General features: G+C 46.9%; 26 protein-coding genes, 1 pseudogene and 1 riboswitch. Of the genes and pseudogenes, 10 read left to right on the top strand and 17 right to left on the bottom strand.

Annotated features, from left to right (window positions below; all coding sequences use genetic code 11):
* The first annotated feature begins 472 nt into the window (after nt 1-472).
* The 4 genes from ACJJIZ_RS16005 to ACJJIZ_RS15990 all read left to right on the top strand — a co-directional run bounded on the left by ACJJIZ_RS16005 (nt 473) and on the right by ACJJIZ_RS15990 (nt 4,685).
* Nucleotides 473-994: a hypothetical protein gene (locus tag ACJJIZ_RS16005; protein WP_444914091.1), complete on the top strand. Its 522-nt coding sequence runs from the start codon at nt 473-475 to the stop codon at nt 992-994.
* Between the two features lie 402 nt (nt 995-1,396).
* Complete coding sequence (locus ACJJIZ_RS16000) at nt 1,397-2,392, top strand: zinc-dependent alcohol dehydrogenase family protein (protein ID WP_413662400.1); 996 nt, start codon at nt 1,397-1,399, stop codon at nt 2,390-2,392.
* Between the two features lie 250 nt (nt 2,393-2,642).
* A complete protein-coding gene (locus ACJJIZ_RS15995) occupies nt 2,643-3,599 on the top strand; it encodes an antibiotic biosynthesis monooxygenase (RefSeq protein WP_444914090.1) in 957 nt (318 codons plus the stop codon).
* Between the two features lie 138 nt (nt 3,600-3,737).
* Complete coding sequence (locus tag ACJJIZ_RS15990; RefSeq protein WP_444914089.1) at nt 3,738-4,685, top strand: DUF5996 family protein; 948 nt, start codon at nt 3,738-3,740, stop codon at nt 4,683-4,685.
* Nucleotides 4,686-4,703: 18 nt separating this feature from the next.
* Here ACJJIZ_RS15990 and ACJJIZ_RS15985 read toward each other — a convergent pair whose 3' ends face one another.
* The 4 genes from ACJJIZ_RS15985 to ACJJIZ_RS15970 all read right to left on the bottom strand — a co-directional run bounded on the left by ACJJIZ_RS15985 (nt 4,704) and on the right by ACJJIZ_RS15970 (nt 7,770).
* Complete coding sequence (locus ACJJIZ_RS15985; RefSeq protein WP_444914088.1) at nt 4,704-5,183, bottom strand: low molecular weight protein-tyrosine-phosphatase; 480 nt, start codon at nt 5,181-5,183, stop codon at nt 4,704-4,706.
* Nucleotides 5,184-5,224: 41 nt separating this feature from the next.
* Nucleotides 5,225-5,953, bottom strand: coding sequence for a hypothetical protein (locus ACJJIZ_RS15980; RefSeq protein ID WP_444914087.1), 729 nt, complete (start codon nt 5,951-5,953; stop codon nt 5,225-5,227).
* A 24-nt stretch (nt 5,954-5,977) separates the two neighbouring features.
* Nucleotides 5,978-6,646 (bottom strand): class I SAM-dependent methyltransferase, encoded by a 669-nt coding sequence (locus ACJJIZ_RS15975; RefSeq protein ID WP_444914086.1) that lies wholly within the window; start codon nt 6,644-6,646, stop codon nt 5,978-5,980.
* Nucleotides 6,647-6,858: 212 nt separating this feature from the next.
* Nucleotides 6,859-7,770: a LysR family transcriptional regulator gene (locus ACJJIZ_RS15970; protein ID WP_444914085.1), complete on the bottom strand. Its 912-nt coding sequence runs from the start codon at nt 7,768-7,770 to the stop codon at nt 6,859-6,861.
* A 106-nt stretch (nt 7,771-7,876) separates the two neighbouring features.
* Between ACJJIZ_RS15970 and ACJJIZ_RS15965 the strand changes: the two genes are divergently transcribed.
* Entirely contained in the window at nt 7,877-8,176 is a 300-nt protein-coding gene (locus ACJJIZ_RS15965; protein WP_444914084.1) for a GFA family protein, read from the top strand.
* A 67-nt stretch (nt 8,177-8,243) separates the two neighbouring features.
* Here ACJJIZ_RS15965 and ACJJIZ_RS15960 read toward each other — a convergent pair whose 3' ends face one another.
* The 6 genes from ACJJIZ_RS15960 to ACJJIZ_RS15935 form a co-directional block, all read right to left on the bottom strand.
* On the bottom strand, nt 8,244-8,687 hold the full coding sequence (locus tag ACJJIZ_RS15960) for a YtoQ family protein (protein ID WP_444914083.1): 444 nt from the start codon (nt 8,685-8,687) through the stop codon (nt 8,244-8,246).
* A 156-nt stretch (nt 8,688-8,843) separates the two neighbouring features.
* Nucleotides 8,844-9,311 (bottom strand): nuclear transport factor 2 family protein, encoded by a 468-nt coding sequence (locus tag ACJJIZ_RS15955; RefSeq protein WP_444914082.1) that lies wholly within the window; start codon nt 9,309-9,311, stop codon nt 8,844-8,846.
* A 155-nt stretch (nt 9,312-9,466) separates the two neighbouring features.
* Entirely contained in the window at nt 9,467-10,348 is an 882-nt protein-coding gene (locus ACJJIZ_RS15950) for a phosphotransferase (protein WP_444914081.1), read from the bottom strand.
* Between the two features lie 12 nt (nt 10,349-10,360).
* The gene (pnuC, locus tag ACJJIZ_RS15945; protein ID WP_444914080.1) at nt 10,361-11,011 is read right to left on the bottom strand and encodes a nicotinamide riboside transporter PnuC; all 651 of its coding nucleotides are present in this window, start codon (nt 11,009-11,011) and stop codon (nt 10,361-10,363) included.
* Nucleotides 11,004-11,267, bottom strand: a complete 264-nt coding sequence (locus tag ACJJIZ_RS15940; protein WP_444914079.1) for a hypothetical protein — start codon at nt 11,265-11,267, stop codon at nt 11,004-11,006. The genes pnuC and ACJJIZ_RS15940 overlap by 8 nt, the downstream gene beginning before the upstream one ends.
* 61 nt (nt 11,268-11,328) lie before the next feature.
* Nucleotides 11,329-13,470 carry a TonB-dependent receptor gene (locus ACJJIZ_RS15935; protein ID WP_444914078.1) on the bottom strand — a complete coding sequence of 714 codons (2,142 nt, stop codon included), beginning with the start codon at nt 13,468-13,470 and terminating at the stop codon, nt 11,329-11,331.
* Between the two features lie 55 nt (nt 13,471-13,525).
* A riboswitch (TPP riboswitch) is annotated at nt 13,526-13,641 on the bottom strand.
* A gap of 61 nt (nt 13,642-13,702) precedes the next feature.
* Here ACJJIZ_RS15935 and ACJJIZ_RS15930 point away from each other — a divergent pair.
* On the top strand, nt 13,703-14,539 hold the full coding sequence (locus ACJJIZ_RS15930; RefSeq protein WP_444914077.1) for an SDR family NAD(P)-dependent oxidoreductase: 837 nt from the start codon (nt 13,703-13,705) through the stop codon (nt 14,537-14,539).
* 407 nt (nt 14,540-14,946) lie between these two features.
* On the opposite strand, the gene trmA is transcribed toward ACJJIZ_RS15930, so the two are convergent.
* Nucleotides 14,947-16,035: a tRNA (uridine(54)-C5)-methyltransferase TrmA gene (trmA, locus tag ACJJIZ_RS15925; RefSeq protein ID WP_444914076.1), complete on the bottom strand. Its 1,089-nt coding sequence runs from the start codon at nt 16,033-16,035 to the stop codon at nt 14,947-14,949.
* Between the two features lie 53 nt (nt 16,036-16,088).
* On the opposite strand from trmA, the gene ACJJIZ_RS15920 reads away from it, so the two are divergent.
* Nucleotides 16,089-16,493 carry a secondary thiamine-phosphate synthase enzyme YjbQ gene (locus ACJJIZ_RS15920; protein WP_108733595.1) on the top strand — a complete coding sequence of 135 codons (405 nt, stop codon included), beginning with the start codon at nt 16,089-16,091 and terminating at the stop codon, nt 16,491-16,493.
* Between the two features lie 27 nt (nt 16,494-16,520).
* Here the strand turns inward: ACJJIZ_RS15920 and ACJJIZ_RS15915 are convergent, their stop codons facing one another.
* Together ACJJIZ_RS15915 and ACJJIZ_RS15910 are read right to left on the bottom strand one after the other, a co-directional pair.
* Nucleotides 16,521-17,546 carry a Gfo/Idh/MocA family protein gene (locus ACJJIZ_RS15915; protein WP_444914075.1) on the bottom strand — a complete coding sequence of 342 codons (1,026 nt, stop codon included), beginning with the start codon at nt 17,544-17,546 and terminating at the stop codon, nt 16,521-16,523.
* Between the two features lie 247 nt (nt 17,547-17,793).
* Nucleotides 17,794-18,684, bottom strand: a complete 891-nt coding sequence (locus ACJJIZ_RS15910) for a LysR family transcriptional regulator (protein ID WP_444914074.1) — start codon at nt 18,682-18,684, stop codon at nt 17,794-17,796.
* Between the two features lie 91 nt (nt 18,685-18,775).
* Here ACJJIZ_RS15910 and ACJJIZ_RS15905 point away from each other — a divergent pair, with 91 nt between their 5' ends.
* The 3 genes from ACJJIZ_RS15905 (at nt 18,776) to ACJJIZ_RS15895 (ending at nt 22,641) form a co-directional block, all read left to right on the top strand.
* Nucleotides 18,776-19,951 carry an MFS transporter gene (locus tag ACJJIZ_RS15905; protein WP_444914073.1) on the top strand — a complete coding sequence of 392 codons (1,176 nt, stop codon included), beginning with the start codon at nt 18,776-18,778 and terminating at the stop codon, nt 19,949-19,951.
* Between the two features lie 56 nt (nt 19,952-20,007).
* Nucleotides 20,008-20,811, top strand: coding sequence for a 2,5-didehydrogluconate reductase DkgB (gene dkgB, locus ACJJIZ_RS15900; protein ID WP_444914072.1), 804 nt, complete (start codon nt 20,008-20,010; stop codon nt 20,809-20,811).
* Nucleotides 20,812-21,264: 453 nt separating this feature from the next.
* On the top strand, nt 21,265-22,641 hold the full coding sequence (locus tag ACJJIZ_RS15895) for a hypothetical protein (RefSeq protein WP_444914071.1): 1,377 nt from the start codon (nt 21,265-21,267) through the stop codon (nt 22,639-22,641).
* A 337-nt stretch (nt 22,642-22,978) separates the two neighbouring features.
* On the opposite strand, the gene ACJJIZ_RS15890 is transcribed toward ACJJIZ_RS15895, so the two are convergent.
* The 4 genes and pseudogenes from ACJJIZ_RS15890 to ACJJIZ_RS15875 form a co-directional block, all read right to left on the bottom strand.
* Nucleotides 22,979-23,548, bottom strand: coding sequence for a hypothetical protein (locus ACJJIZ_RS15890; protein WP_444914070.1), 570 nt, complete (start codon nt 23,546-23,548; stop codon nt 22,979-22,981).
* 99 nt (nt 23,549-23,647) lie between these two features.
* Nucleotides 23,648-23,815: a hypothetical protein gene (locus tag ACJJIZ_RS15885; protein ID WP_444914069.1), complete on the bottom strand. Its 168-nt coding sequence runs from the start codon at nt 23,813-23,815 to the stop codon at nt 23,648-23,650.
* 266 nt (nt 23,816-24,081) lie between these two features.
* Nucleotides 24,082-24,219, bottom strand: a pseudogene (locus ACJJIZ_RS15880) (agmatine deiminase family protein); the annotation flags it as partial.
* A gap of 70 nt (nt 24,220-24,289) precedes the next feature.
* A complete protein-coding gene (locus ACJJIZ_RS15875) occupies nt 24,290-24,670 on the bottom strand; it encodes a Gfo/Idh/MocA family protein (RefSeq protein WP_444914068.1) in 381 nt (126 codons plus the stop codon).
* Nucleotides 24,671-25,591 lie beyond the last annotated feature (921 nt).

The following is a 25,591-nucleotide window of genomic DNA, read 5'->3' as shown; positions in this document are numbered from 1 at the left end:
GAGGCAGGATGAATTCCTGGAAAATTAAAATTTTTTTTGTAATTTTTTTGAAATACATCTTGTAACTATCTAAATGATTATTTTAGGGATGCCTCTACGACTCTACTCCCAACTGGTACGTTTTGCTATATATTTTATTTTCCATGATGATTATTTTAATAAATTTAAATAATTGTCCTTTGAGCAGTGTTGGAGAGCGCCATTTGGCAACTTACTACTGGGGTGGAAGGAAAGAATACACCGCACTCGAGACACGCTGTGAATACATCCCTGTAAGCTCCTAATCGGCATCCATGCCTCATAGGGTCCCAAGCGCGGTGTATTCTTTCCTTCTCCCTTTTTAGTATGTGCTTGCCTGCTTTTGGGTACTGCGAAATGCTAAGTTTGGCTTGCATTGTGTGTTTTCTTGGTTCTGCTTGGGCCTCAAGGGATGTAGCTGTGACGTATTAAGGAAAGTATTTGGGGGAGAGGTGTGGGATTAACCATTAAATCAGCGCTGGTGTTAGTTGTTGTTGCGGTTTTGATTCTGGTATATGCAACTGTTTCCTATAGAAAATATAAATGGATAGCGGTTGAGTATCCTGTTGATGTTACAAAAAAGTGGAGAAGTAAATTTAACTTCCGATCGCAATTAAGTGTGCCCTACGAGCTGGAGTTGCAGACAGAAAGGGTGCTTGATTTTCGCGAGCAAAATTGTCGGTTGGGTATTCAATTTCTTGATAGGGAAAAGTATAAAGCTCATTCTGAAACGCTGGCTATCGATTGGGCAATTTTAGAGGAGGGGGTTGAGGTTGCAGTGGGTAAGAGCGGTGACAAGGCCTCAGGATTTTGGGGGTCAACAATGGGAAAGACACTGCATGTATTCGAAACAATAAAGGGCAGGAATTATACCATTCTAGCTTCTGTGATAGAGCCTGACCCTGCACTTGCTGTTGCGGACCCGGTGCTTAAGGTGGTAATTGATCGGGTAGAACACAAAAGTGCCGTTATTTAGTCCGGCCTGCTTAATTTAACTTGTTCTCTGCTTATTGTTATCGCTGCTGCAATTTACTTCATTGGGCTTACTACTGGGGTGGAAGGGAAGAATACATCGCACTCGAGACACGCTGTGAATACATCCCTGTAAGCTCCTAATCGGCATCCATGCCTCATAGGGTCCCAAGCGCGGTGTATTCTTCCCTTCTCCCTTTTTAGTATCTTCAAGCGGCTGACTTGAAATTGCTAGCTTGAACCACACATAAGTAGATCCAAATGGCGATTTGTAAATGGGTTTGATTTATCAGGAGGAAGCTAAATGGCCCCACTGTTAATAAGCGTCAAACTCTAGTGTTCATGGTACATTTTGTACAGAGTGAAGGTCGTTGTTCATAATCAATCGGAAAAAGGATACGGCGATATGTTAAAGGCGGAATATCAAGAGCGCGGACCAGTGCCGCAGGATGTTATTGAGGCGGTGTCCTTTGATACCCCTGAACTTCAAGAGGGGCAGGTGTTGCTGGAGATGCTGGCAGCTCCAATTAACCCTTCAGATGTTCTGACCCTGACGGGCGATTATGGGATGTTGCCTCCTCTTCCTGCGGTTGGAGGCAATGAAGGTGTTGCCAAGGTCGTCAAACATGGACCTAATGTTACCGCGCCAGCCATTGGCCAGGTCGTTCTCCTGCCGGTAGGAAGCGGCACCTGGGCTACACATATGGTGGCCAATGCCCAGGGGCTGATTCCGCTCCCGAATAATGTAGACCCCCTACAGCTTTCCATGATAACGATTAATCCGCCAACGGCTTACTTGCTGTTGAGCGAATTTGTAGATCTCAAGGAGGGGGATTGGGTTATTCAAAATGCCGCAAACTCCGGGGTGGGGTCTTATCTGACAACCCTGGCCAAGTTGCGGGGCCTGAAAGTGATCAATGTTGTCCGCCGTGAGTCTTTGATTGAGCCGATGAAGGCCGCAGGCGCTGATGTGGTTCTCGTGGATGGTGAGCACCTGGGTAAGCGAGTGGCTGAGGCTACTGGTGGTGCTGAGATCAAGCTAGGCATTGATGCTGTTGGTGGAATGGCAACTGCTCGCATGGGCGAAGCTCTGTCAAATGGCGCAACCTTAGTGAATTATGGCGCGCTTAGTGGGGAACCCTGCGTTATCGCACCGGGGATGATCATCTTTAAAGATATCACCGTGCGCGGGTTCTGGTTGGCCAAATGGTTCGGCTCGGCATCCCCAGAGCGGCAACAGGAAGTTTTTGGCACTATCACAAAGCTTGTAGCGGAAGGTAAGTTATCTGCACCAGTTCATGGCACATACCCTCTGTCTGAAATTAAAGAAGCGGTACGAATAGCTGCGGCAGGCGGGCGTGACGGCAAAGTACTGGTTGTTAGTGAAAGCCTGACTGGCTGATTGCTCGCGCATTTATTTTTCTAGCGGAAGTGTCACCCAAATAGGCGACACTTCTGCAGACCGCTCCGTCATTCGTACGGAGCGTTACTTCCCAAATGCTACCCTTGATGTCAGTCCTGACATTTCGTCTAAGTTTGTTTGTTGCGATAGTTTTCAGCAAAAGCATTCGTTCGCAAAAATGAGCACAAGTACATTCTGCTTGCATAATACTTTGATCTCTAGTTCATCCGCCGGAGGCTGCTGCCAGATAATGGAAGAAGGTTCCAGTGCTTGTCTCGTATTGTCTCAGGAGGTGCCAAAGTACCTGGGGGATGAGTATCGATCATGGCATCAGAAGCTGGTGGATGTTGCGCTAGGTTGTGATGGGCTGCTCGAGGTGAATTTGTTAGAGCCCGTTTCTAATATCCAAAATGAGTGGGTGCAAATATTTCAATTTGATACGGTTGCTCACCTTGAAACGTTTCTTGGAAATAACTTACTTAAAGATCTAATTGCTTTTTTAGAGAAGAAATTCTCGGTTGAAGTAGTATCTCAAGTTATCGCTGGTGCAGATCAACTAACAGTGCCCGTAACGATTGTGACATCCAAAAAAGTGAAGCCTGAATTTTTTCGTGAATATATGCAGTGGCAGAAAGAAATTGATAAAGCACTTAAAAAATATCCAGGCTTCTTGGGTGCTGGTCTAACTAAGCCAATAAAGGGGGTTCAAGAGGAGTGGGTTGCAATATTTCGATTTGACTCCAATAAGCATTTAGATAACTGGCTTAATTCTGATGAACATAAGCGATTGGTAAAACGTGGTGAAGGGTTTTTTGAAGATGTAAAAATAAAGCGGATAGGGCATGGCTTTGAGGATTGGTTTTCTCGGGCTCGTGGCCTAGCTCAAGACACCGCGCCCTCGCAGTGGAAAATGGCCATGCTCATTTTATTGATGTTATATCCGATAGTTATGGTTATTACGATGTGGTTGCTACCTTTGGTAGAGAGTTGGCCCTTTGCGACGACTAACTTCTTTATCAACTTATTAATTGTTGCGTCGCTTACTTGGGTGGCGATGCCGCTGATCACTAGAGCTTTTAATATTTGGTTGTCTGACAAGTCAGGAACGCTAACAAAAATCAACACTATCGGAACCCTTATCATTATTGTTCTCTATGGGGTCTCGATAATGCTTGTTGCTTGGCTGTCGAGTCTGAATTTAAAGTAGTCTTTCACAATGATCAAAAGAGAGCTGTTTATCTGTTTTTAGTTTTTTGCGGACGGGGTATTTTTAGTGGTCTAAGCTTGGCGGTTAACAGAAGGCACTAGGTATCGAGCGAGTCAAAGGATAGATGGAGCACGTATAGTGAGCAACTTAAAGAATCGGTCTGAGAGTAAAGACTGGCCAGAGTTACCCTACGCTGAGTCGGTAAATACGATTGCCACCCTGCATATGTGGATGCAAGTTATTGGCAAGATTCGCCTGGTACAAACCCCTTGGATCAATCACTCCTGGCATGTTCCTTTATATATTACCGCCAGAGGGCTGGAGACATCTCTTATCCCTTATGGAGGGCGGTCGTTTTCTATTGGCTTTGATTTCTATCATCACGTGTTGAAGCTATTGACCACTGAGGGGGGAGAATGGGTATTACCTTTGGAGTCCCGCACAGTTTCTGATTTCTACTGGGAAGTGATGGCTGCACTCAAGCAGCTAGGTATACCGGTTGAGATTAACACTATGCCATCCGAAGTGGCGGACGCGATACCCTTTGAGAGGGATCAGGATAACTACGAGTATGATCCTGAATATGCTCAACAACTATGGCAGGCGTTGGTGCAAATTCATCGGGTTTTCACTGAGTTTCGCAGTCGCTTTATTGGCAAGTGCAGCCCAATTCATTTTTTTTGGGGAAGTTTTGATTTAGCACTTACCCGTTTTTCTGGCAGGGAGGCGCCTCCGCACCCTGGAGGCGTTCCACACTTTCCCGACTGGGTGGCCAGGGAAGCCTACTCCCATGAAGTTAGCAGTGTCGGTTTTTGGCCTGGTGGCGGTGGTGTAGATGGTGCTTGCTTCTATTCATATACTTACCCTGAGCCCCAAGGATTTCCCGAAGCAAGGGTCGCGCCCGCCTCAGCTTACTATTCCAAAGATCTGGGTGAGTTCTTGCTGCCCTATGATGCGGTGAGAGCTTCACGCTCCCCTGATGAGGAGCTGTTTGATTTTTTGCAGAGTACTTATGAAGCCGCAGCCGATAAGGGAATGTGGGATAGGTCTGCCTTGGAGGAAAGTTTCCCCCCACAAGCCCGGTAGAATTTGTGGGGGCTTTGCTTACTCTCTGCTTTTAAGCTGCTCGATAAATGCATCAGATGCTTGTTCAATAAGCTGGAGAATATGTTGAAACCCTTCAATACCACCATAGTAAGGATCGGGCACTTCAGCTAAATCACTATCTTGCAACACTGATAAAAATAACCCTAGTTGGGCGCCTGATGAATCAGGCTGTAAGGATTGCAGTGCTTCCAGGTTATCTTTGTCCATCGCAAAGATATGATCATATTTTGTAAAGTCGGTGGTGGCTACCTGGCGAGCGTAGCTATTTTCAAATGAATAGCCATTTTCTTCACCAATAGCCAAAGTTCGGGGATCTGGTCGCTTACCCGCGTGGTAGCTGATAATGCCCGCAGAGTCGACGGAAACAGGAATGCCCGCCTGCTGTGCCTTGGTGCGGAAAACGGCTTCGGCTAAGGGGGAACGACAAATATTACCGAGGCAGACAAATAATATCGAGAGATCTGAATTGACTGTCAAAATAGCTCCAAGATATTTCGGGTACATTAAAGAGGGGTATTTTAATCAAAATATCGAATGTTTACACGCTGGCTATCAGGGGCAATAGAAAGTACAGCTTTAGTCTCAATATAAAACGGCTGGTGTTTACTTGAAAGGTAGTTGGGATTAAGCTGCTTTTTAATAAAAGAGACCGCATTCTCTGTTGTCCAGTCAGCTTGCTCTGGTCCCCAGTTTTCAGGCTTTAGCTCGTATAGCAAGTCCAAAGTATTTTCAGATAGCTTGTAAACTTGTAAGGCATTTTCATTAAAACCGGCATCCAGGTCTTGTTCGGCAACAAAAAGATATCCGCCTTGCGGAGACAGTAAAGGGTAGCCGGCAAGAGAATATTCATGGCCGTTTCTCAAGTCGAGCAAAATATAGGAGTGTGCTTCCCAGAGCTGTTGATGTATCAATAGCAGGTAATCAGTTATTTGATCAATTGCAGAGTAGGCTATATGTTCTGCGGGATTATTAGCGGGAAGGACATCTGTGTAGGTCAGTGATTTCCCGCTATTCAGGGTTATAGTCAGGTGCCCTGGTTGCGTCCGCTGGATATGGTTGACCTGATCACTCAATCCACTTTCGATTGACCGTGCACAGTTTAGAGAATTGTGAATATCAATGCACTCAAATTTATCTTCAAACACACTGAAATGCAGGCCCAGGCAATAATTGGGAACTACTGCTAAAGCTGACAAGGTAACGAATATCAGCGGATTTCTCAGCCCCAGCTTAAACGAGAACTTCATCCTCATAAGTGCCCTTTAGATACTCTAGCCAGTGATTTTATGCCGCGCACTGAATAGTGCTACACACCCGCGAACTTCTATTTTGTACTCCTTAAATCGACTGGCAAGGAATGTATTGAGGTCCTCTTCACAATCCTGAGTATTAGAAAATATTCCTTTCCTATTGTAGATAGCCATTAATTTCTTGGCAGCTCCACTTTTCGGTACGCCTTCGGACAGGATGGTGGAACCAAATACGGTGCCTGAATCCGATAGCAGGGTTGCGACATTATCCAGCGCAACCAGTTTTTCTGATAGCTTGCCGGGAAGGCAGTGAAATAGGTAATTTAAGGAGATTGAATCAAAAACTTCAGTTTCTAAAGTAATTTTATCCAGGACATTGCAGTGGAACTGTGTTGGATTATACCGAGCCACTCTTTGCGCTGAGATATCCAGACTGTTTTGGTTCAGGTCCATCAGGGCGAGGCGGACTTTGTTGGAGGGGAAATGGCACTTATCCATAAAGTAGCCCGTTCCGACACCTACATCCAAGTGGTTGGAAGATATATTTCGATTGAAGTGCTCTAGTATTCCAGGAGTTGGACACTTCCAAATAAAGCGGTTTGATATGCCCAGAACCCACATATCATAAAGCCAAAGTACGGGTTTGGAATAGACAGCTTGGCCTTGTTCGACCTCTTTAGTGATTGTCACTTCAATCTCCAATGTATGACTGTTGTGCGGCTTTACCAATAAAGGAGAGGGGATGTATCTACAGTGTATTTCGAGAGTATTGTTTTCACTCTCTTCAGCCCTAGTAGCAAGCCGCTTATTATTGTTCTATGGTACCACCTAATGTGGTGCTAAACAGCTGAGTGTTTCACAGAGGATCTCTAATCGCTGCAGAGTTCTTTAGCGGCACATTCTCACTTATCAAACAGGCTAAAGTCATACTCCTGCAAGCGCTCTTGTGCAAAGTTCAAAAACACGTCAATTTTCTTTGAATCTTTTCGCTTTACTTTATAGATAGCGCCTACAGTTTTATCTTTTCGCTCCAAGTCAGGGAGTACCTCTACCAGTCGCCCCTTTTTGATATCCCGTTGGCAAAAATAGGAGGGAAGCTTGGCAATGCCATTCCCGTTTAATGCGGCTGCTCGGGTATGGAAAGTTTTATTGGAAATTAAATTTCCATTGAATTGGTAGAACTTCCCATCAATTGACCAGCCATCTTCCAGGCCGTCGAGGCGGGTTAGCATGATGTTGTGTTGGCTGAGCTCGGCAATGGATTTGGGGCAGCCGTGTTCTTCCAGATAGGTCGGCGCGGCAATAAAAATAGGGCGGATACTAAATAGGGGCTGGGCGTAAAACTGGCAATCGGGCAGGGTTTCCCAGACGCGAAAAGCAATGTCGATATCGTCCTCGATTAAATCCAGGTGATAGGGGCTGAAGATAAGCTCCAAGCTGAAATCGGGGATTGCTTTCTGAAAATCATTGCAGATATGACTAAATACTTTTAAGCCGAGGGTTTCCGGAAAAGTGAGTTTTAATTTTCCTCGGGTGAGTGTTGCTGCCTCTGCAATCTGGTCTTCCAGCTCGGTGAATGAGCTGATTATTTTTTGCCCTTTCTGGTAAGTAATCCTTCCGGCGTCTGTGACAGCGATCGCCCGGGTGGTGCGATTGAGTAATACCTGGCCAAGGGCCTGTTCAAGTTGGGCGAGAGTCTTGCTTACGGTGGGCGTAGACAGGCCCAAGTGCTTGGCAGCTTTGCTTAAGGAGCCGTGATCAACAACACTGCAAAAAACGTTGATCAAGTGGTATTTGTCGTACTCTCTGCGCACAGACTGTTTCCTTAAAGCTAAAAGATCTTTTCAATATATCCCCTTTGTTAAATTAAAGTAAATAGTAAACTGCTTCCCCATACTAATCGACCAGGGAGATAAGGCTATGAATCCGTTAACTTGTCATTGTGGAGCGATTCATTTCAACAAGCTTATAGATGCCCTGTTAGTACCAGCGGGCCAAAGGGGGCACGCTGATACTGAAGTCGCTATCCATATCAGCGATCCTGAAAAGTCACTGCGCAAATACCACTTTAAAGAGGGGGCTTTACGGGAGAAGGCATTCTGCAAGCACTGCGGTGCAGAAATCTATGCGATCAATCGTAGCGGCGAGCTAGTGCACAACCCATCAGCAGAGGCAGCCTCTCGGCCGAACTATGCCGGTGTCCTTAATTACGGCTTTTAGCTGGCGGCACCTACGGGTTGTGCAGTTTTGTCAGTAGATGCCTGCCGGCTTGCTATCCAGAAGCTCTTTAGGCCTGAGTGGTTAAGTACTTCAGGATATCGACAACCTGTGCGGGGGTCTGTGCCCAGGCCTGGGCGGCACCGTCCACTTCCTTGAGTGCGTGCACCAAGGATTCATCGTGAAGTGTGATATAGGACTTGCCTAAGGCTGCACAAAAGCCCGCATCAAATGCGGCGTTCCATTGTTTGTATTTCTCGCCAAATCGAATCACCGCCAAATCACAGTTTTCAATCAGGTGCTTGATTCGGATTGCGTTAACTTTGGCTGATTTGTGATCCCGCCAGAAAGCGTTTTGCTCCTCACCCAGGCCATCACCAGCGGCATCGCTGGCGTCGTGGTTGGTGACTGCGGAAGAGAAGGAGATATCCAGCCCTTCTTTTTGGCAACCTTCGATAATTTGCGTACGCCAATCGGAGTGGATTTCGCCGGAGAGGTAAACTTTAAGCTTCATTGAGTGGCCCTTTAGAACTGGAGACTAATATGCAATTTAGAGTCACATACTAGCACTTGGAAGCTTTGAAATCCGGTAGTTGTTCCAGTTGGGAGGGACCTGAGAGAGATCAAATGGACATAGGCCCTGTGCGATCAGGGCCTGTAAGGCATTTTATTATAGGACTTGCTGCTCAAACTGGACATCTTTGGGGAATTTCTCTGCGGGCAGGCGGGTTGAGTGCAATTGGGCTACTAGCCACTTGCCATCGATTTTCTTAACAATGGCGCTTTCCAACCACACCGCTTCTTTATTGCCATCCTCGGATTTAAAAATGGACTTGGTCCAGTAGTTGACGGTCAGCAGGTTCTCACGCTCTTCAAAATTGATAATGCTGAAGTAGTTGATTCTTTCCAGCTTTGAGGGCTTGGGCTTCATTACGGCGATAAGGTCTTCAATATCCCAGACTTCACCGTGCTCAAGGAGTATAAAATCGTCGCTGACGCCGTCTCGCATAGCCTGGTGGTCCAGGTTTGAAAGCGCAGCAAACAGCCCGTCTATCGTTTTAAAACCCTCGGGTTTCTCTACCGCTTGTGCGTTGATAGCGATCAAGGTAAGTAGTATTGCAAAAAATGATCTGATCACAGGAGTACCTCTGTGGTTATTTTAGGGGTGTGAAAAAAGGGGGGGTATTTTAGCCGAGTCGGGCCCTAGTTGAATTACTTCTACAGCAACTTGGATTGCGCCGCAGTGACTGAAAGTCGCTTCTTGGGGATTGGGCCTATTCTAGCAGGGATTACTCAGCTGAGGCTGTGAGCCGATAGGCCTTTCAATAACTGTTGGGCTTTTTTCCCGATATATCTCCCTTGCTCCGGGGACCTTTGGGTTTGGTTACTCCATTGTACCCCGTGCCAGAGAATACAAAGGTAACCGTAGATCAGCTGCCATAACTCCAAGCGTTGATTGTCTTCAGGTGACACAGTGCGATTAAGATAGCACTCCAGTAAACTATTTTGCTCTCGCTGATTCAAGTTGTGTTCCTCTACCAAAACAGCGAGGTCATAGAATTTATCCCCCATTGCCGCGTACTCCCAGTCGATAGCGTATAGCTTGTCAGAGGGAGCCCAGATCAGGTTGCCAACCGTTAGATCGTTGTGGCACAGGCAAATTTCGTCGCCCATCCGATAAGCAGCATCAATTAATTGCGGAAGTTTCTCTTGCAGTGTGTCGAGCAAGTGGAAATAACTGGCTCGCTTGTCGATAAACTGCCTGTAACTTGAGATTTTCTCACCGATGTTTAATTGGGCATCAATTGCAGGGGAACCGTGTATACGGCGCAGCAGATCGGCAAGTTTTTCCAAACTGTGGGCGACATTTTTATCCCAGGGAGTGCCTTCAATATAGCGGGTCAGCAAATATCGGTAATGTGGGTCACAGTAAACCAAAGGGGCACAGCTGTCGGAATATGTGGCAGCTTGCAGCGCCTGCTGTTCAGCAGCCCTGTCGAGATTGAGCTGATCGCTGATGCTGGAGTTTATCCGCAGCACCATCAGCTGATCGGCGGACTCAACCAGAAAGGCGTTATTGGTCAGCCCCCCAGCCAGGGGCCTGACCACCGTGGGCCGGGCCTTGCTCCAATGATGCCAATCGTTGGGGATGATGTTGCTCAAGTCCTGGCTCATATCAGTTGGTCACTATGCCGCTGCCATTGTTTGAGGAGCGCTACCGGGTTGTTGTTTCTCTTTTCGGAAAATGGCCAACCACTGGAAATAGCCAATCACAACCAGCACCAGGTACAGCATAAACAATACGGCAGTAAGGTAGAGTTCTCTGTCCAGGTAGAGATAGATTGAAGCACCGTCTACGACAATCCAGTAAAGCCAGTTCTCCAGTACCTTCCGGGTGACCATATAGGTGGTGACGATTGCCCCCAGAGTCGTGAATGAATCCAGGTAGGGGAGGGCGGCACTGGTGTTGCGATCCAGCAGGTAGCCGATCAGTAAAGTCAGTATCAGGGTAGCGCCAATAACTATTGAGTGGGTTTTTCCGCTCCAGCGATGGATTTTTAAATCGTCTTGCCGGTTGCGGTGATTTCGCCATTGCCACCAGCCATAAACTGCCATCAGCAGATAGAAAACCTGTAGCGCAGACTCCATTAACAGGCTGACATCCCAAAACAGAAACAGGTAGATCGCCGTACTGACAAAGGCGGCATACCAGCAGCTGATTTTCTCCCTCATGGCTAGAAGCAAATAGGCCAGAGCCAGTATTACAGCGGCTACTTCCCAGAGGGACATGGCCGCAATCGAAGCGCTGATTGCGGTGCTGATATCCTGGTCAAACATGCGCTTCTCCCGGGGCCAGGTCGCCGTCAATAAACTTACATACAAAAATGGCGCGGCCAAACTGTTCGTAGGATTTGCGCATTTCCAACTTGAGCACATCCATCAATAGATCGTAATCGCCAAACACCTGAGTAGTCATTGTATTGGTGATTACCTTGAGTTCTGGGTGGCTGTTTAACTGTGCGATAAACGCTTGAATAGCCGAGATGTACTCGTCCTTTAACGGATACATACTGATTTCGACAGAGAGCTGCATAATTCCCCTCTTGATAGAGAGTTTTGGAGCAGCGAAGCGCTGCCCCAAAGTCACTGAGTGATTAGAAGGTGTAGGTGCCTGTTACCCCGGCAATCCGGGGCTCACCATACTGATAGTAGGGCTCGGGTGCGTAGCCATTAGCAGGGTTATTGCCACCCTGGTTGCTGAAGTAGAACCCACGCACATAGTAATCTTCGTCAGTCAGGTTTCTTCCCCACAGGGAAACATCCCAGTTATCTCCCTGGTAGGTCAGGCGAGCATTAACCAGCTCGTAGGCTGTGGATTTTTCGTCGTGGCTATTTGAGAAGTAGAATTCGTCTTTGCCCTCAAGCTCCAATCGCAAGATCAGGTTTGGAAGCAGATCGATTTCTGTACCGGTAAAGAACTGGTAGTTGGGGGCGTGAGCGATATCGCGGCCATCCAGATCGACAGCGGCCAAACTGACCTCGGCGCTGTCATCGCGGGCATCGACATGGGAGCTGCTCTCGTAGCCTTCGAATTCGGCATTCAACCAGCCGGCTGAAGCGAAAAAGCGTAGGGTATCGGTAGCTTGATAGTTCAATTCTACTTCGAGACCCACTGTATTTCCGCCAGCAGCATTGGCAAGGTAGTCACTAAATGATTTTTCTTCAGAGTCAAAAATAGAAACCTTGGCCTGAACGTCATCTCGATCCTGGTAGAAAGCCGCAACCTGAGCTTGCAAACGATTCTCCAGCCAGCTGCCTTTAACACCTAATTCATAGTTGAGCATATGTTCGGTATCGAACTCGAACATGTCACTGTTGATCTCAGTGTTGATTGTTGATTCTGAGATGATTCTGCCGTTTACCCCTCCGGCTTTGTAGCCCCGGGAAACCGTAGCATAGAGTAGGGTGTTGTCGGTGTAATGGTATTGCAGGGAGATATTGCCGCCCCACAGATTTTCTCCATTATCTGCATCGATGCTATAGGAATCAGAGTAATCGGCCTCGCGTCTTTCCAGTCTCAGACCTGTGATCAAGTTGATCGCAGGGGTGATTTCCGTAGAGAGCTGGCCGTAGATGGCAGAGTTTTCAGTATCAAAAGTGCTGCGGAAGCTCTGGTTGCGATTCAGGTCCTCGCGCTCCGTGCGGCCATAAAGGCCCACAACCCAGTGGCTGCGATCCCAGAATAACTTGGACTTTTCGGTAGAGAGTGCGCGAAGGTCAATGCTGATATTGTCTTTATCGCGCTGGTAATTATCCGTGGAACTGTATTCCCAGGGATGAAAGCCGATATAGCTCCAATCCTCATCGTAGCCATATTCTGTATCTGAATCGGCGAGGCTGAGGGTGCCTTCTAGGGTAAAGTTCTCGTTACCAGACCATTGAGCAGTCAATGCGCCGGCGAGGGCCTCCTGGCGATCCCAGCCGGGCTGGTCAGATTGGGTTTCGCGAGTGTTATAGAGAGAGAAAGCATCGTAGCCGTTATCAACGTCGACATAGAAGAGGGTAACGCCCAGCTTTAAATCGTCGGACGGGGAGTAGGCCAGCTTTCCGCGCAGTACAGACTCATCAATATTGCTGGTGTCATCGCGGTTGAGATATACATTCTCGGTATAGCCGTCGGATTTGCGTTTGCTGGCAGCCAATCGATAGCCAAGAGCATCGCTCAAAGAACCACTGGTAGCCGCAGACAGACTCTGTCCATTGTACTCACTCAGCTCGGCGGACACCTTGGTGGTCGACTCGCTGGTGGGTGCTGCACTGGTCATGTTGATCAGGCCGGCCAGGGCATTAGCGCCGTACACCGTGCCCTGTGGGCCCCGCAGGATTTCCACTTGATCGATATCCAGGGTGCTGGCTGCGAGCCCCAGGCCAGTAAAGTCGATACCGTCGATGATCAGGCCAACTGAGGGGTTTACTGGATCGATAAACTGGCTGCGCTCACCAATGCCGCGAATCTGTACAAATCGTCCCCTGGAGGCGCCAGAGGAAAAATTCACATTGGGCGCCATGTTCAAAAGCTGGTCCAGATTGGCCGCGCCCCGCGCATCGATCGCGCTTTCATCCAGTACGGTAACACTGGAAGGAAGCTCCAAAAGGTTGGTTTCCCGTAGCTGTGCCGTAACCACCACTTCCTCAAGCCCGGTCCCTGCGGTATTAGCGGTGGCGATACCGGCGAACAGGCTGCTGGCAAGGCTGACAGACCAGGCAATAGGGTGGGTGGGAAACTGTTTTTTCATGGTTCTCTCTCGAATAACGGCAGTGAAAGAGACCCGGAGTGCGACGTGGGGAGGTTTTGCTTTGTCTACCTATTCCTACGCCGGTATTAACCGGATCAGGTTCAAGGGTTTGTCGCGACAGACCAATTTGATCCCCGGACATCTCAGGCAAGGCCACCCCTTAGGTTTTGCGGGCGCGATGATAGCAGAAACTGGGGTATAAAGTGGTAAAAGCAAGGAAGGGAAAGCGCTTATGGATCAGGTATCTTACTTCAGTGGCAAGACGGCACTGATTACCGGTGGTGCTTCTGGAATCGGTGCGGCCTTGGCCTGTCGACTGGCAGCATTTGGGGCTCAAGTCATTATTGCGGATATCCAGCAGGACCTCGCTACGCAGGTTGTCAGCCAAATACAGGAGTCCGGTGGGAGAGCATCGTTTGTTCACTTGGATGTTCGTAACTTTGATCAATTTTTTCAGGTCATTAGTGAAATATCTCCGTTAGATTTCCTTTTTAACAATGCTGGTATAGGGGTGGGTGGATATTTTTCCGATCATAATCTTGAAGATTGGAAAGTGGCGATTGATATCAATTTGTTTGGCGTTATTCATGGGCTCCAATGTGGTTTCCAGGTTATGAAGCGTCAAGGCTCTGGCCATATTATCAATACTGCCTCAATGGCGGCTTTAGTTCCGTCGCCAGCAATGGCCGCCTACTCAGCCTCCAAGAGTGCTGTGGTGGCAATATCAAAGGCTATTCGCCCTGAAGCTGAGTCCTGCGGTGTTCGAGTGAGTGTTTTGTGTCCCGGGGCAGTATCAACGCCGATTTTGCAGGGAGGTGGCGTCAATGGGCGGATGCCAACCCCCATTCCTCCTCAACAGCAGGCAGAAATGTTCGAGCCTCTGGGGCCAATATCTGCTAGTGCTTTTGCAGAAAAGGCTTTGTCTCAAATAGCAAAGAACAAAGAAATTATTGTTGTGCCAGCAAAACTTAAGTTGCTGTGGTGGCTGGAAAGATTGTTTCCCTCTTTGCTGTGTCGCCTTTCCTTTAAACAGATGGAAAAAATACTTCAGCCTTTGGGACTAAAATAATTGTATCTTTGGAAAGGCGGAGTAAATTGGAAAATGATAATTTCCTGTGACCACTGTGGTGAAGTTTGGGAGTTTTCTGCTAAGACTCTGTCGAACATTCAAGGAATAGCACGGGATTTTCCTGAGGGGCGCATTACTGCAAGCTTAGTAAAGGCGCTGAGAAGGGAACTTAAGCTGCCCATGCTCTACAGCAAAAATTTTGCTAATCATTTGACTATGAGAGTGGGATACTGTTTTTGCTGCCAGGAGCCCCTGGGCATAGAAGAGGCGTTTATAAAACACTGCCGGGGCTGTGGTGCCTTGAATTTGGATCGCAGATTCGCTTAATGGGGAGCAGCTTATTTAGAAGCTCCCAGCGCGCCGAAATAATAGCACGCCGGGGTGGGGTAGAGGAATAACGGAAGCGATTACTTCTTCACCAACAATAAACCTGTTTCAGTATGGTCGGTATAGGGGAACTGATCGAAGAGCGCGAAGCGCTCGATGCGATGGGTTTTGGTCAGCGACTCCAGGTTTTCCAATTGGGTTTCCGGATTGCAGGAGATATACAGGATTCTCGGGAAGCGGGCGACCATCGCACAGGTGTCTTCATCCAAACCCGCTCGGGGGGGATCAACCAGGACGGTGGAGAAGTCGTAGCTATCCAGATCTATATCCTTAAGGCGGCGAAAGGGGCGTACCTTATCGATGGCCTGGGTAAACTCTTCACTGGATAGGCGTACGATATCCAGATTGGTGATCTGGTTGTTGGCGATATTCTCCTGGGCCGAATTTACCGATACCTTGGAGATTTCAGTGGCCAGGACCTTGCGGAATTTCTCGCTGAGCGGGATGGTGAAATTGCCATTGCCACAGTAGAGCTCCAGCAGATCGCTATCACTGTCTCCGCAGGCACTTCTCGCCCACTGGATCATGGAACGACAGATCTCTCCATTGGGTTGGGTAAAGCTGCCTTCTACCTGTTTGTACTGGTAAGTTTTCCCATCGATATCCAGTTTTTCGGTAACGAAGTCACGTTCCAAAACCACTTTTTGCTTGCGTGAGCGCCCCAAAATCGGGAATCCCAGCTGTGCCTGGAGTGCTTTGGCTTCCTGCTCCCAGGTCTCATCCAGTTTCTTGTGGTAGATCAGCGTAATCAGCGCATCACCATTCAGCGTGGTAAGAAACTCGGCGGAGAACAGGCGTTTGCGTAGGACTTCGCTATTATTGACAGCAGCCAGCACCTTCGGCATCAACTGGTTCATCAGCTCAGAGCCGACGGTAAACTCATCGATGATAAAGGGCTTCTTGTACTCACCCTGGCGGTACATGGCGTAATTGGCTACACCTCCCTCATGCCACACCTTGAATTCGGCGCGCAGACGGTAGTGAATGGGTGGGGAGGGGAAAAGTTCCGGCTCCAGGTCAGTGAACCTGCTGTAAGCCTCTTGCAGGCGCTCGGCCTTGTTTTGAAGCTGTTGTGGGTAGTCGTCAGTATTAACGCGGTACAGTGCCATATTACAATGCGGTGTCAGTACAAAAAGCGGGCGCGAATTATATAGGAAACCGTATGGCAATAGGTGAGATAAAAATTCCGGTTCATGGGCAGGGGCTTCACGAGTTTACCGGCAGTGTAGTTGATTGGGTCAGTGAACAGGCTCCCGATGAGGGGTTGTGTACACTTTTTATACAGCACACCTCTGCAAGCTTGCTAATCCAGGAGAATGCTGACCCCAGTGCGCGCCGTGACCTTGAGAATTGGCTCAATCGACTGGTGCCGGAAAATGACTCGCTTTATACCCATACCCTTGAAGGGCCAGATGATATGCCGGCCCATATCAAATGCAGCCTTACTGCGACCAGCTTGTCCATTCCAGTGCAAAAGGGGCGCTTGATGCTGGGTACCTGGCAGGGGATCTACCTTTGGGAGCACCGTCATCACCACGGGGCTCGGCACGTTATCCTCCATATCTGATTCAATACCGCGCGCTGGTGGCGATAGCTAGACAGCTACGCCAACTGCCAGGCAGTACTGGTCGATTAATGACTGGGTTGCGCGGGCCCTCTCGATTGCCTGGATACGGCCAACTTCGTTATTAGGGCTCAATAAGCGGCAGAAGTCTTCGATCATCTGTACCGCCTGCGATTGCTCTATTGGTACTTGCTGGTGTTCGAACTTATCTGGCGATGCCAGCCCCCGGCGAACCACAAATTCTGGCGTATATTCAGGATTGTAAAAGGCAGCGCTGTCTCTCCAGTCGAGTACAAAGTCGTCTAGCTGGATCAGGCCGCTTTCTCCCAGAATGTCCAGGTCCATTTGCCAAACGCCTGAGTCATATCCGAACTCAAAAGTTGAAGTTTGCCCGCTGGCAAATTCAATCAGGCCCGCACCGCTAATAATGGTCCCTGTTTGTGAGTCCCGCTTTATCGCTCCTGAAATTGCCTTTATTGCTCCTGTGGGGCGCATGTATTCAACGATTGCACGCATGTTGTACCAACCGATATCCCCGATTGCGCCAGTGGGCTCTTTGTGTGAATCGAAGCGAATATTGTTGCGGTCCATCATAGAGGCAAAAAAGGCGCTGCGAATTCTATTAACCGGGCCCAGATATTTTTTTTCCCACTGAATAATTCTGGCCGTGCGAGGGTGATGGGTGAAATGTGTGGCATCCATAAATGCCAACCCTTCAGACTGAGCCCGAGCGGCAATTTTGTCGACCGAGGCAGTATTGAGAAAAGGTTTTTCGCAGAGAAGATGCTTATGGTTGGCCAGTGCCGCGAAGCAGATTTCCTCGCGGCTGGTGGTGGGGCTAGCCACGTAAATGGCATCCGAATCTTCCGCCTCTACCAGTGACCTCCAATCCGGGTGGACATTGGGAATCCCGTGTTCGCAGGCGAACTCTTTGGCCCGTGTGTGCCGTCTGCTGGCGACGGAGGAAAGGCTGGCACTGTCTGCCTGGTTGATGGCTCGGGCGGTAAAGTCAGCGATTTTTCCTGTGCCAACAACTCCGAAACGTATGCTCGCCATTGAAGGATGCCTTGAGTTAGATTGAGGGATGGCAGGGATCAGTTTAGTAGAGGTTAGAATAAGTAAAAATTGTTCAGCTGGTTTTGTGTTTGGTTCTAAAATTTGGCCTTACTTTTAAGGGTAATGGTTTCAGAGTTTTATAAAATAAAGTGAAGCAGGCTGATTTTTCAGGATATTTAAAAGCGCATGATTAGGTCTTTTTGCCGTTGTGACTTGAATGTACTGGTGTTGCATTTTCATTGATTTCCTATGCAAGAGTTAAGCGCGGTTCAATAAAGTCTAAAAAAGCACGAATACGAGAAGATAGGGCTGTATTGCGATAGAAAACGGCGTTGACGAGTTCGCGCTGGTTCTGCTTGGATACACTCCCCGGTAGTATTTCTATTAGCTTCTTTGATTTTAAATCTTTCTTAATCATGAAATGCGATAATAATGCCAGGCCTTCCCCTTGCAGGCACATTTGGCGAATTAGCTCTCCGTTGCTGCTACTGATATTCGGTTTTACGTCAACGCCTTTTCCGATGGGCCAACTATTAAGATGTGTGGATTGAGTAAAGCCGATGACCCTGTGGTTGGTTAATTCATTAATATGGTTAGGGGAGCCGTAGCGCTCTAGATATTGCCGACTGGCGACAATGGATAAAGGGCTTCGCCCTAAAAAACGCGCATGCAAATTGGAGTCTTTTAAGGGGCCAATTCGAATCGCAACGTCGGTTCGACGCTCAATGAGATCAATAATGCTCTCATTGCTGACAAGCTCTAACTCTATGTGTGGATAGGCTCGTTGAAATTCAGGTAGTAGTGGCATTAATTGGTGAATCATAAACGGCGTCACCGCATCCACTCGCAGCCGCCCTGACGGCTGCTCCTTCAGTTCTTTCAGCGTGTCTTCCGCTTGGCTTAAACATTGCAGCCCTTGCCTCACCCTGTCGCTGAAGAGGCGCCCCTCCTCCGTTAGCTCCAGTTTGCGTGTGGTCCGATTTAGCAGGGTGCAGTCTAGTTCTGACTCCAGGCGGCTCAAGGCCCTGGATACCCGTGCAACCTGAATATCCAGTGCGCGCGCGGCTGCAGACAAGCTGCCAGAGTCAATGGTTGCCAGGAAAATTTCTAGATCTTCGGTACGCGAGATTATTGCCATATTTGCAAAGGTGATTTGATAGTGTTGCGGTTTTTAAGAAAATTATCAGCCCGCATACTCCGGCGCAACATTATTGCTCCTGGAGAAGAGTATGCCTATTGCATTGTTGGCGCTGACGCTAAGTGCCTTTGCGATCGGGACCACCGAATTCGTGATAGTAGGATTGGTGCCCATCATTGCTCAAGATTTGAGTATTTCATTGCCGTCAGCTGGATTGCTGGTCAGCTTGTACGCTGTTGGAGTCGCCGTGGGCGCGCCGGTGTTAACGGCCTTAACCGGCCGTTGGCCGCGGAAGCATGTGCTGTTGGCACTGATGTCGCTGTTCGTGCTTGGGAATCTTTTGGCATGGATGGCGCCCAGTTATAGTTCGCTGATTACGGCGCGTATTTTGACGGGCCTTGCCCATGGTGTTTTCTTTTCAATTGGCTCGACTATCGCCACAGGGCTGGTGAGTAAAGACAAAGAAGCTAGTGCCATCGCCGTTATGTTTACCGGGCTGACGGTTGCACTTGTGACTGGTGTACCTTTGGGTACATGGATCGGCCAACATTTTGGCTGGCGAGCAACCTTCATTGCGGTAGCGGGTTTGGGGGTGCTTGCATTAATTGGCAGTGCGCTGTTGGTGCCCAATAATCTCAAACAGTCGCCGCCAGCACGGTTATCTCAGCAGCTCAGTGTGTTAACCCAACCAAGATTACTTTTAGTGTACGCAATGACTGCCGTTGGCTATGGGGGTACTTTTACCGTATTCACATTTTTAGCTCCAATCTTAGAGCAGGTTTCTGGATTTGAGACCGGTGCTATCGGATTAATAATGCTGGTCTATGGCTTTTCGGTAGCAGTTGGTAATATTTTGGGTGGCAAACTTGCAGATAACTTAGGGCCTATTCGGGCGCTATCCATTATATTTTCCGCACTCGCTTTTATCTTGTTTATTTTTACGTTCACCGCAGCCAATCCCATCACGTCGGTATTGACAATTCTAATTTGGGGCGCGTTTGCATTTGGCAATGTCCCAGGGCTGCAAGTTTATGTTGTGCAGCTTGCCAAAAAATATACGCCACATGCAGTGGATGTAGCATCAGGTCTCAATATTGCAGCTTTTAACATTGGTATTGCACTAGGTTCAATCTTGGGCGGCATCCTCATTGAGGATATGTCACTCATGGATACATCCTGGGTCGGAGGCATAATCGTGATTTTGGCACTGATACTTACCCGATTATCTGGGTCATTGGATAAATATGGTCAATTAAAAATGGCGTAAGCCGATTTATTAAATTTGAGAAACAACCTGTTAAATACCATTAAGAGAGAAGCGCTATGAATAAATTACCAAGTCTGGGAATGGGTACCTTCCGTTTAGAAGGTGATGTCGCCATTAAATCGGTTAAACAGGCACTTGAAGCGGGATACCGCCATATTGATACCGCACAAATCTATGGCAATGAGTCTGAGGTTGGAATCGCCATTGAGCAAAGTGGAGTACCCCGCGAAGAACTATTTATTACTACAAAAGTGTGGCTGGATAATTTAACGCAAGACGCATTCATAAGCAGCGTAGAAGATAGCCTTAACAAATTAAGGGTTGAATCGGTCGATCTATTGTTAATTCACTGGCCAGAAAAAGATGGGAGGGTCTCCATGGAAACCTATCTTAAGTTATTAGCCCAGTGTCAACAAAAAGGGCTTACCATGCACATCGGTGTCTCAAACTTCACAATCAAACAGCTAGACAACGCCATTGATATTTTGGGTGAGGGCAAGATTTACACCAATCAAATTGAAGTACATCCGTACCTGCAAAATACTGTGGCTATTGAACATTGCCAGAAGAGAGGTGTTACGGTGACGGGTTACATGCCGTTAGCGGTGGGAAAAGTTATGTTTGATGATGTGCTATTAAAAATTGCAGAGCGCTACAACGTAACCCCAGCTCAAATTGCCATTGCGTGGCAATTGAAACAAGGGCTTGTAACTATACCTTCCTCAACAAAACGCAAGAATCTGGATGCAAACTTGGAAGCACTTAAGATCATGTTAACAGATGAAGATATGCGGAAAATTAGTGCTTTAGAGGCTGGTGAACGTATCGCCAACCCGGAGTTTGCTCCTAGTTGGGACTAAACAATAGCAGGCTTAAAATATTGTCGTGTGTAATAGGGGCAATCGCTTTGTGTATCAGTTTGTGAAGTGATTGCTTCGCTTGAGATGGAGGTAAAGATCTAAGGAAAAAGCTCCAATTAGCTCATATATGGCTTGCAGTACACTCGCGCTGATACTTGAGATCCATCCCAAATCTAGTATCCCGATCACAAAGTAATGCTCGCCGTACACGGTGGGATACGCAGTGGTAATAATAGGCTGCGTCAAGAGATGCCTGAGTGCTTCGAGGGAAGGGGATCGATTGTACCCGTAAAATTCTTAATGAATATCTAGTATTCTGTAGGTTTACGATCTTTTGTTAATGTGATTGGCAGTTTATACTTTCTGCCTGATGGGTGTCCATAAAAATGATCCCCGAAATTTTAGAGAAAATAATAGCTAGCGCTAAAGCCATTGAATAAAGAGTAGTCACTTATGGCGGTTGTAAATACATTTCTAATCCCGGGGGCATTTTGGATCAGGCCGGTAGGGAATGATAATCGTATTCTTGTAGATGGATTGAATTCTTACATCGAATGGCTTGGAGATTGTAACGAATTTAGGCTTGTCGAATTCAATCGCTATTTTAATTCTATACAGCTTGATCCTAGAGATAAGAATGCTTGGTTGGTTTCAATGGCGGGTGAATGGTATTCTTATACTTACGAAAAGCTATCTAGAATTGAAGACGAAGAGTTTAAGCTTTCGCTAAACGCTAAAATAACAAAAACCTATAAGGTTTTAAATTTAGGTCGAGGGTCTTATAAGATTATCTCGAAATTAGATGGTGAGACTTGTCTTTTTAAGGAGAGAAGAGCCTCCTTTGTTTGTGAGATCGAAGGGGGTTTAGTGTTTGATCTTCAAAAAAGAAATGCTTTTGTTAAATATGACATTGCCTTCAATGAATTGGCATCATTCGAATATGATGATCCAGAAGTCCCTTCGGGGTGTATCCAAATTGAATCGTATCTATTTTTTAGTAATTTGGGGGCGAGGCACGATCTAAAGGTTCTTGATTTACGCACATTCAATATACAATTTGAATATGAGGATATCGGCTCTAATACTTTTTCAGTTTATAAGGTTGATAATAAGTATTTAATTTTTTCGAGCGGAAAAATTTTAGTTTGGAATCATTTGAGTGGAGCTATAGAGTGTGTTGAGTTGCCGGGAAGGATTTCGGCACATTTGATGTCTGATAACTGTTTTTATGTCGGGTTTGAATCAGATCCTCACTTATATTTATACGATGTGAACTCTTTAGATCTTTTGAAGAAAAAGAAAGTGGTTCAAAATGGTTTTTACCCCCTGATTATTGCTGAATCAAATGATTATTTGGTATTGCAATGTAATGCATCCACTGGGAATCCTTTGTTAAAGAAAGCATATTTTGTCCCTTTTACTAAGACATCTTTCTTAAGTAGCGATGATTTTGAGATTGAAATAGAGCATCCTATCTATAATGAGCAGGAGCGCTATCCAGAAGGTGAACAGCTATTTATATTGTCGTTTTCCATTGATGCCAGTCATGATTACGTTACTATTATCCGTCAGAGTTTGGCTATTTTAGAAGATGCTATTACTTGCCATGCAGTACAATATGTGGCAGGCGGTGAGAATCAAACTTATAGTGATGATTTTGGCGGTCAGATAGAAATAGTATTTAAAAATTGTGATGCTCTGGATGCCGAGCAGAAAAAAGCGTTAGAGATTTCTTTGCATGAAATTGCCAATGACGCAAAGCTTGTGAATAAAGCTTATGCCAATGGTGAGCCAAAGGACTTACAGCTTGAGGTTAGTTTTACCAGCTAGAGTTATCAGGGGTGGTCGGCATACAGCCATCCCGAACTAACCAACGGACTTTTCCCGTAATAACACTATTCTGGATGCCCATAGATTGGGGGGAGTTGCTAGTTTTAATAGTAATGAATTATTCTGGACACCCATAAACTAGAGAAAGTATCACACAGTTCCGGACACTCTTAGTTTTAAGAAAGGCGTTAACAGTGTTGCCAGCGCTAGTCTCAGTGTCTGTTTCTTTCTGTTTGCTAGTTAAGTTGAGATAAAGTGCTGAAGAGTTATGTTTGGGCTTAGACTAACTGCGGTTTTAGATAAATGTGGAAAACAGTATCGAGAGAGTGGAAGGGAGTTAGCAGGGTTTTGCAGAAAGGTAGCGTCGACAATCATTTATGCCGTGTACCCAGCGTTTATTCAGCTGATTGCAAGCGCTTCGTACGGCCTCAGCAGACCCTACTAAACCTTTAAAGCGGCTTTCAAAGTTTCGATTGAGATAAAGCCAGTGTATTGGTGATATGCCCAGCCGATCTAGGATAGGAGGAGTGTTTTCAGCGATGGCTCCGCGCTTTCTAGGGTCTAGATGCCGGCCACTCCAGTCCACTAACTCCAAATAGTGCTCTAACTGAAAGGGCAGCCCCTTCGGCATATTCAGTCGCTCGCCGCCTACAAGTGGCAGTAGCTCTTTGGGTTGCTCGCCCAAGATTGCTGCACGTATACGCTGCTGAATGGAAGTGTGATCAGAATCTTCTGGGGTTTTTGCCATATTGGCACGGATGGGGTTGAGATCGACATAGGCCATGCAGGCAGCGAGGGCTTTTTCATCCAGCAAAGCCTGGGACTTAAACCGGCCCTCCCAAAAGCGGCCTGTACACTTGTCTTCAGCATTGGTCTGGCGAGCGATAGACTCATTTAAACAGCGCATAAACCAGCTGATATCCGTTAAGCGTTCCCGCCATATCGAAGCGACATCTTCTAGTGCCTTAAGCTCGCAGGAATCAAGAGTATCGCCGTTTAGATAGCGCTAGGCCAAATTAGAGGCCTTGAATATTTTTTGCCAGCGATCAATCACCTCGAAAAGAGACCACTTATCTGCAGATTTTTCATCAATGTAGAGTACCACATGGTAGTGACTGCTCAGTGCTGCATAGGTGGCAAGATCCAGGGCAAAAACCTCAGGCAAATTATACATTCTATTTTCAATCCACTAGCGTCGATACTGGTAATCTTTCCCGGATACAGTATCTCGACGATAAAGGAGTACTTGCCGCATACGGTGGGATGCGCGATGGTAATAATGCGTTGTGTTAAGAGGTGCCTGGGTGCTTCGCGGTAGGGCCATCGTCTGCACGAGCATTAGTGTTGTTATATATCTGGTGCTTTACAGATTTGTGCTCCTTTATCAATAATGTTAGCGATCTATACGTTATGCTTGATGAGTTCCTGGTAAATTGATGCTTAAATAATTATTTCTTGTCGTGTAGAGCAATGAATACTGCCACCACCAGAGGCAATTCCATCAATTGCTATTTGCTCAATATTATGATTTGGAAAGGCGCCTTGTAAGATAGATCTGGCTTTCTCGTCTGCGTTTTTATCGGCAAACTTTTTTTAAATTATTGCGCTGTTACAAATATAGTAACCAATATAGCCTGCGGCAAAGTCTCTAGTGAGTGAAATGTGTGGCATCCATAAATGTCAATCCTTCAGGCTGAGCCCGGGCGGCAATTTTGTCGACCGAGGCAGTATTGAGAAAAGGCTTCTCGCAGAGAAGATGCTTATGGTTGGCCAGTGCCGCGAGGCAGATTTCCTTACGGCTGGTGGTGGGGCTAGCTACGTAAATGGCATGCGAATCTTGCGCTTCTACCAGTGACCTCCAATCCGGGTAGTCATTGGGAATCCCGTGTTCGCGAGCAAACTCTTTGGTACTTGTGTACCGCCTGCTGGCAACGGAGGAAAGTCTGGCGTTGCCAGCCTGACTGATGGCTCGGGCGGTAAAGTCTGCGATTTCTCCTGTGCCAACGACCCCGAAATACAATTTTGGCATTGGGTAACATCTAGAAGTGGGTTGGTGCGCCCGGGCGCCGGTCTGGTGGTATTTAGATTAGATGATGGAGGGAAGCTTTTGCTCAAAATCTTCGGTGGTATTGTGAGGGTAAGTCGAGCCCAAGCAAGAAATTTGGCCAGAGGGTGAAAGTTTAATAGTAAGCCTTATTAGGTGGCTGATAATTATTCCCGTAGCAGCTGTTAGTTTTTGGAAGATTGCTTTATCAATTAAGCGGGTGTTCTTTTCCACTTTCGAAGTGCTGATCTATTTATGTCAATGAGGTATATGTTAGGGGCTGTCTACAGGTGAGGGTATCTATTCGCTTTATCCGCTGCAAGGGGAGAGAGTGTAGTGCAAGGCAAATGGAAAGTGAGAATAGTTGTTTCAAGAATGGTGGGGTTAGCTTGCATATAGTAGTTCAAAGAGAAGGTGCTTTTTATATATGCCCATGCAGCAGCCGGCTCCATTTCTTGTCGGCGTTATCCTGGGTAGTGATGCAAACCCAACACTCTTGTTGTAGATCTTTCAAGGTTGCTCATGGTGGTGCATGTTGAAAGTGGATGGAAAAATGATCGTGTCACATTTGCACTGCTGTAGTTGAATATTTCTTCTCCAATAAGAAATTGTTTATTCGGTACATGTTCAAGACTGCGATAGCTACACGCCCCCAGTGTTAACTACGTCACAATTCTACTGAATGATGTTCGCTCAGTGTTGTTATTCATGTGATTCCGACTTTTTCTTTAGCTTGAAAAATAGGCGATGGGTATAAGGGAGGACGATAATCTCATCGGTATATTTATTGAAAAGCTTTTATTTCCTATTCCTTTTCAAATTTAACTAAAAGTCAATCGATGAGGCCCTGCTAAAACTTCTAGTGTTTTCATTTTGTAATTGAGGTAAGCGAGGGCTCACTCGTCA

The organism is Microbulbifer maximicatervae (SeqCode) (assembly GCF_052467225.1).
The sequence above is the reverse complement of the archived record's forward strand: the minus strand, read 5'-3'. Positions and strand labels throughout refer to the sequence as shown.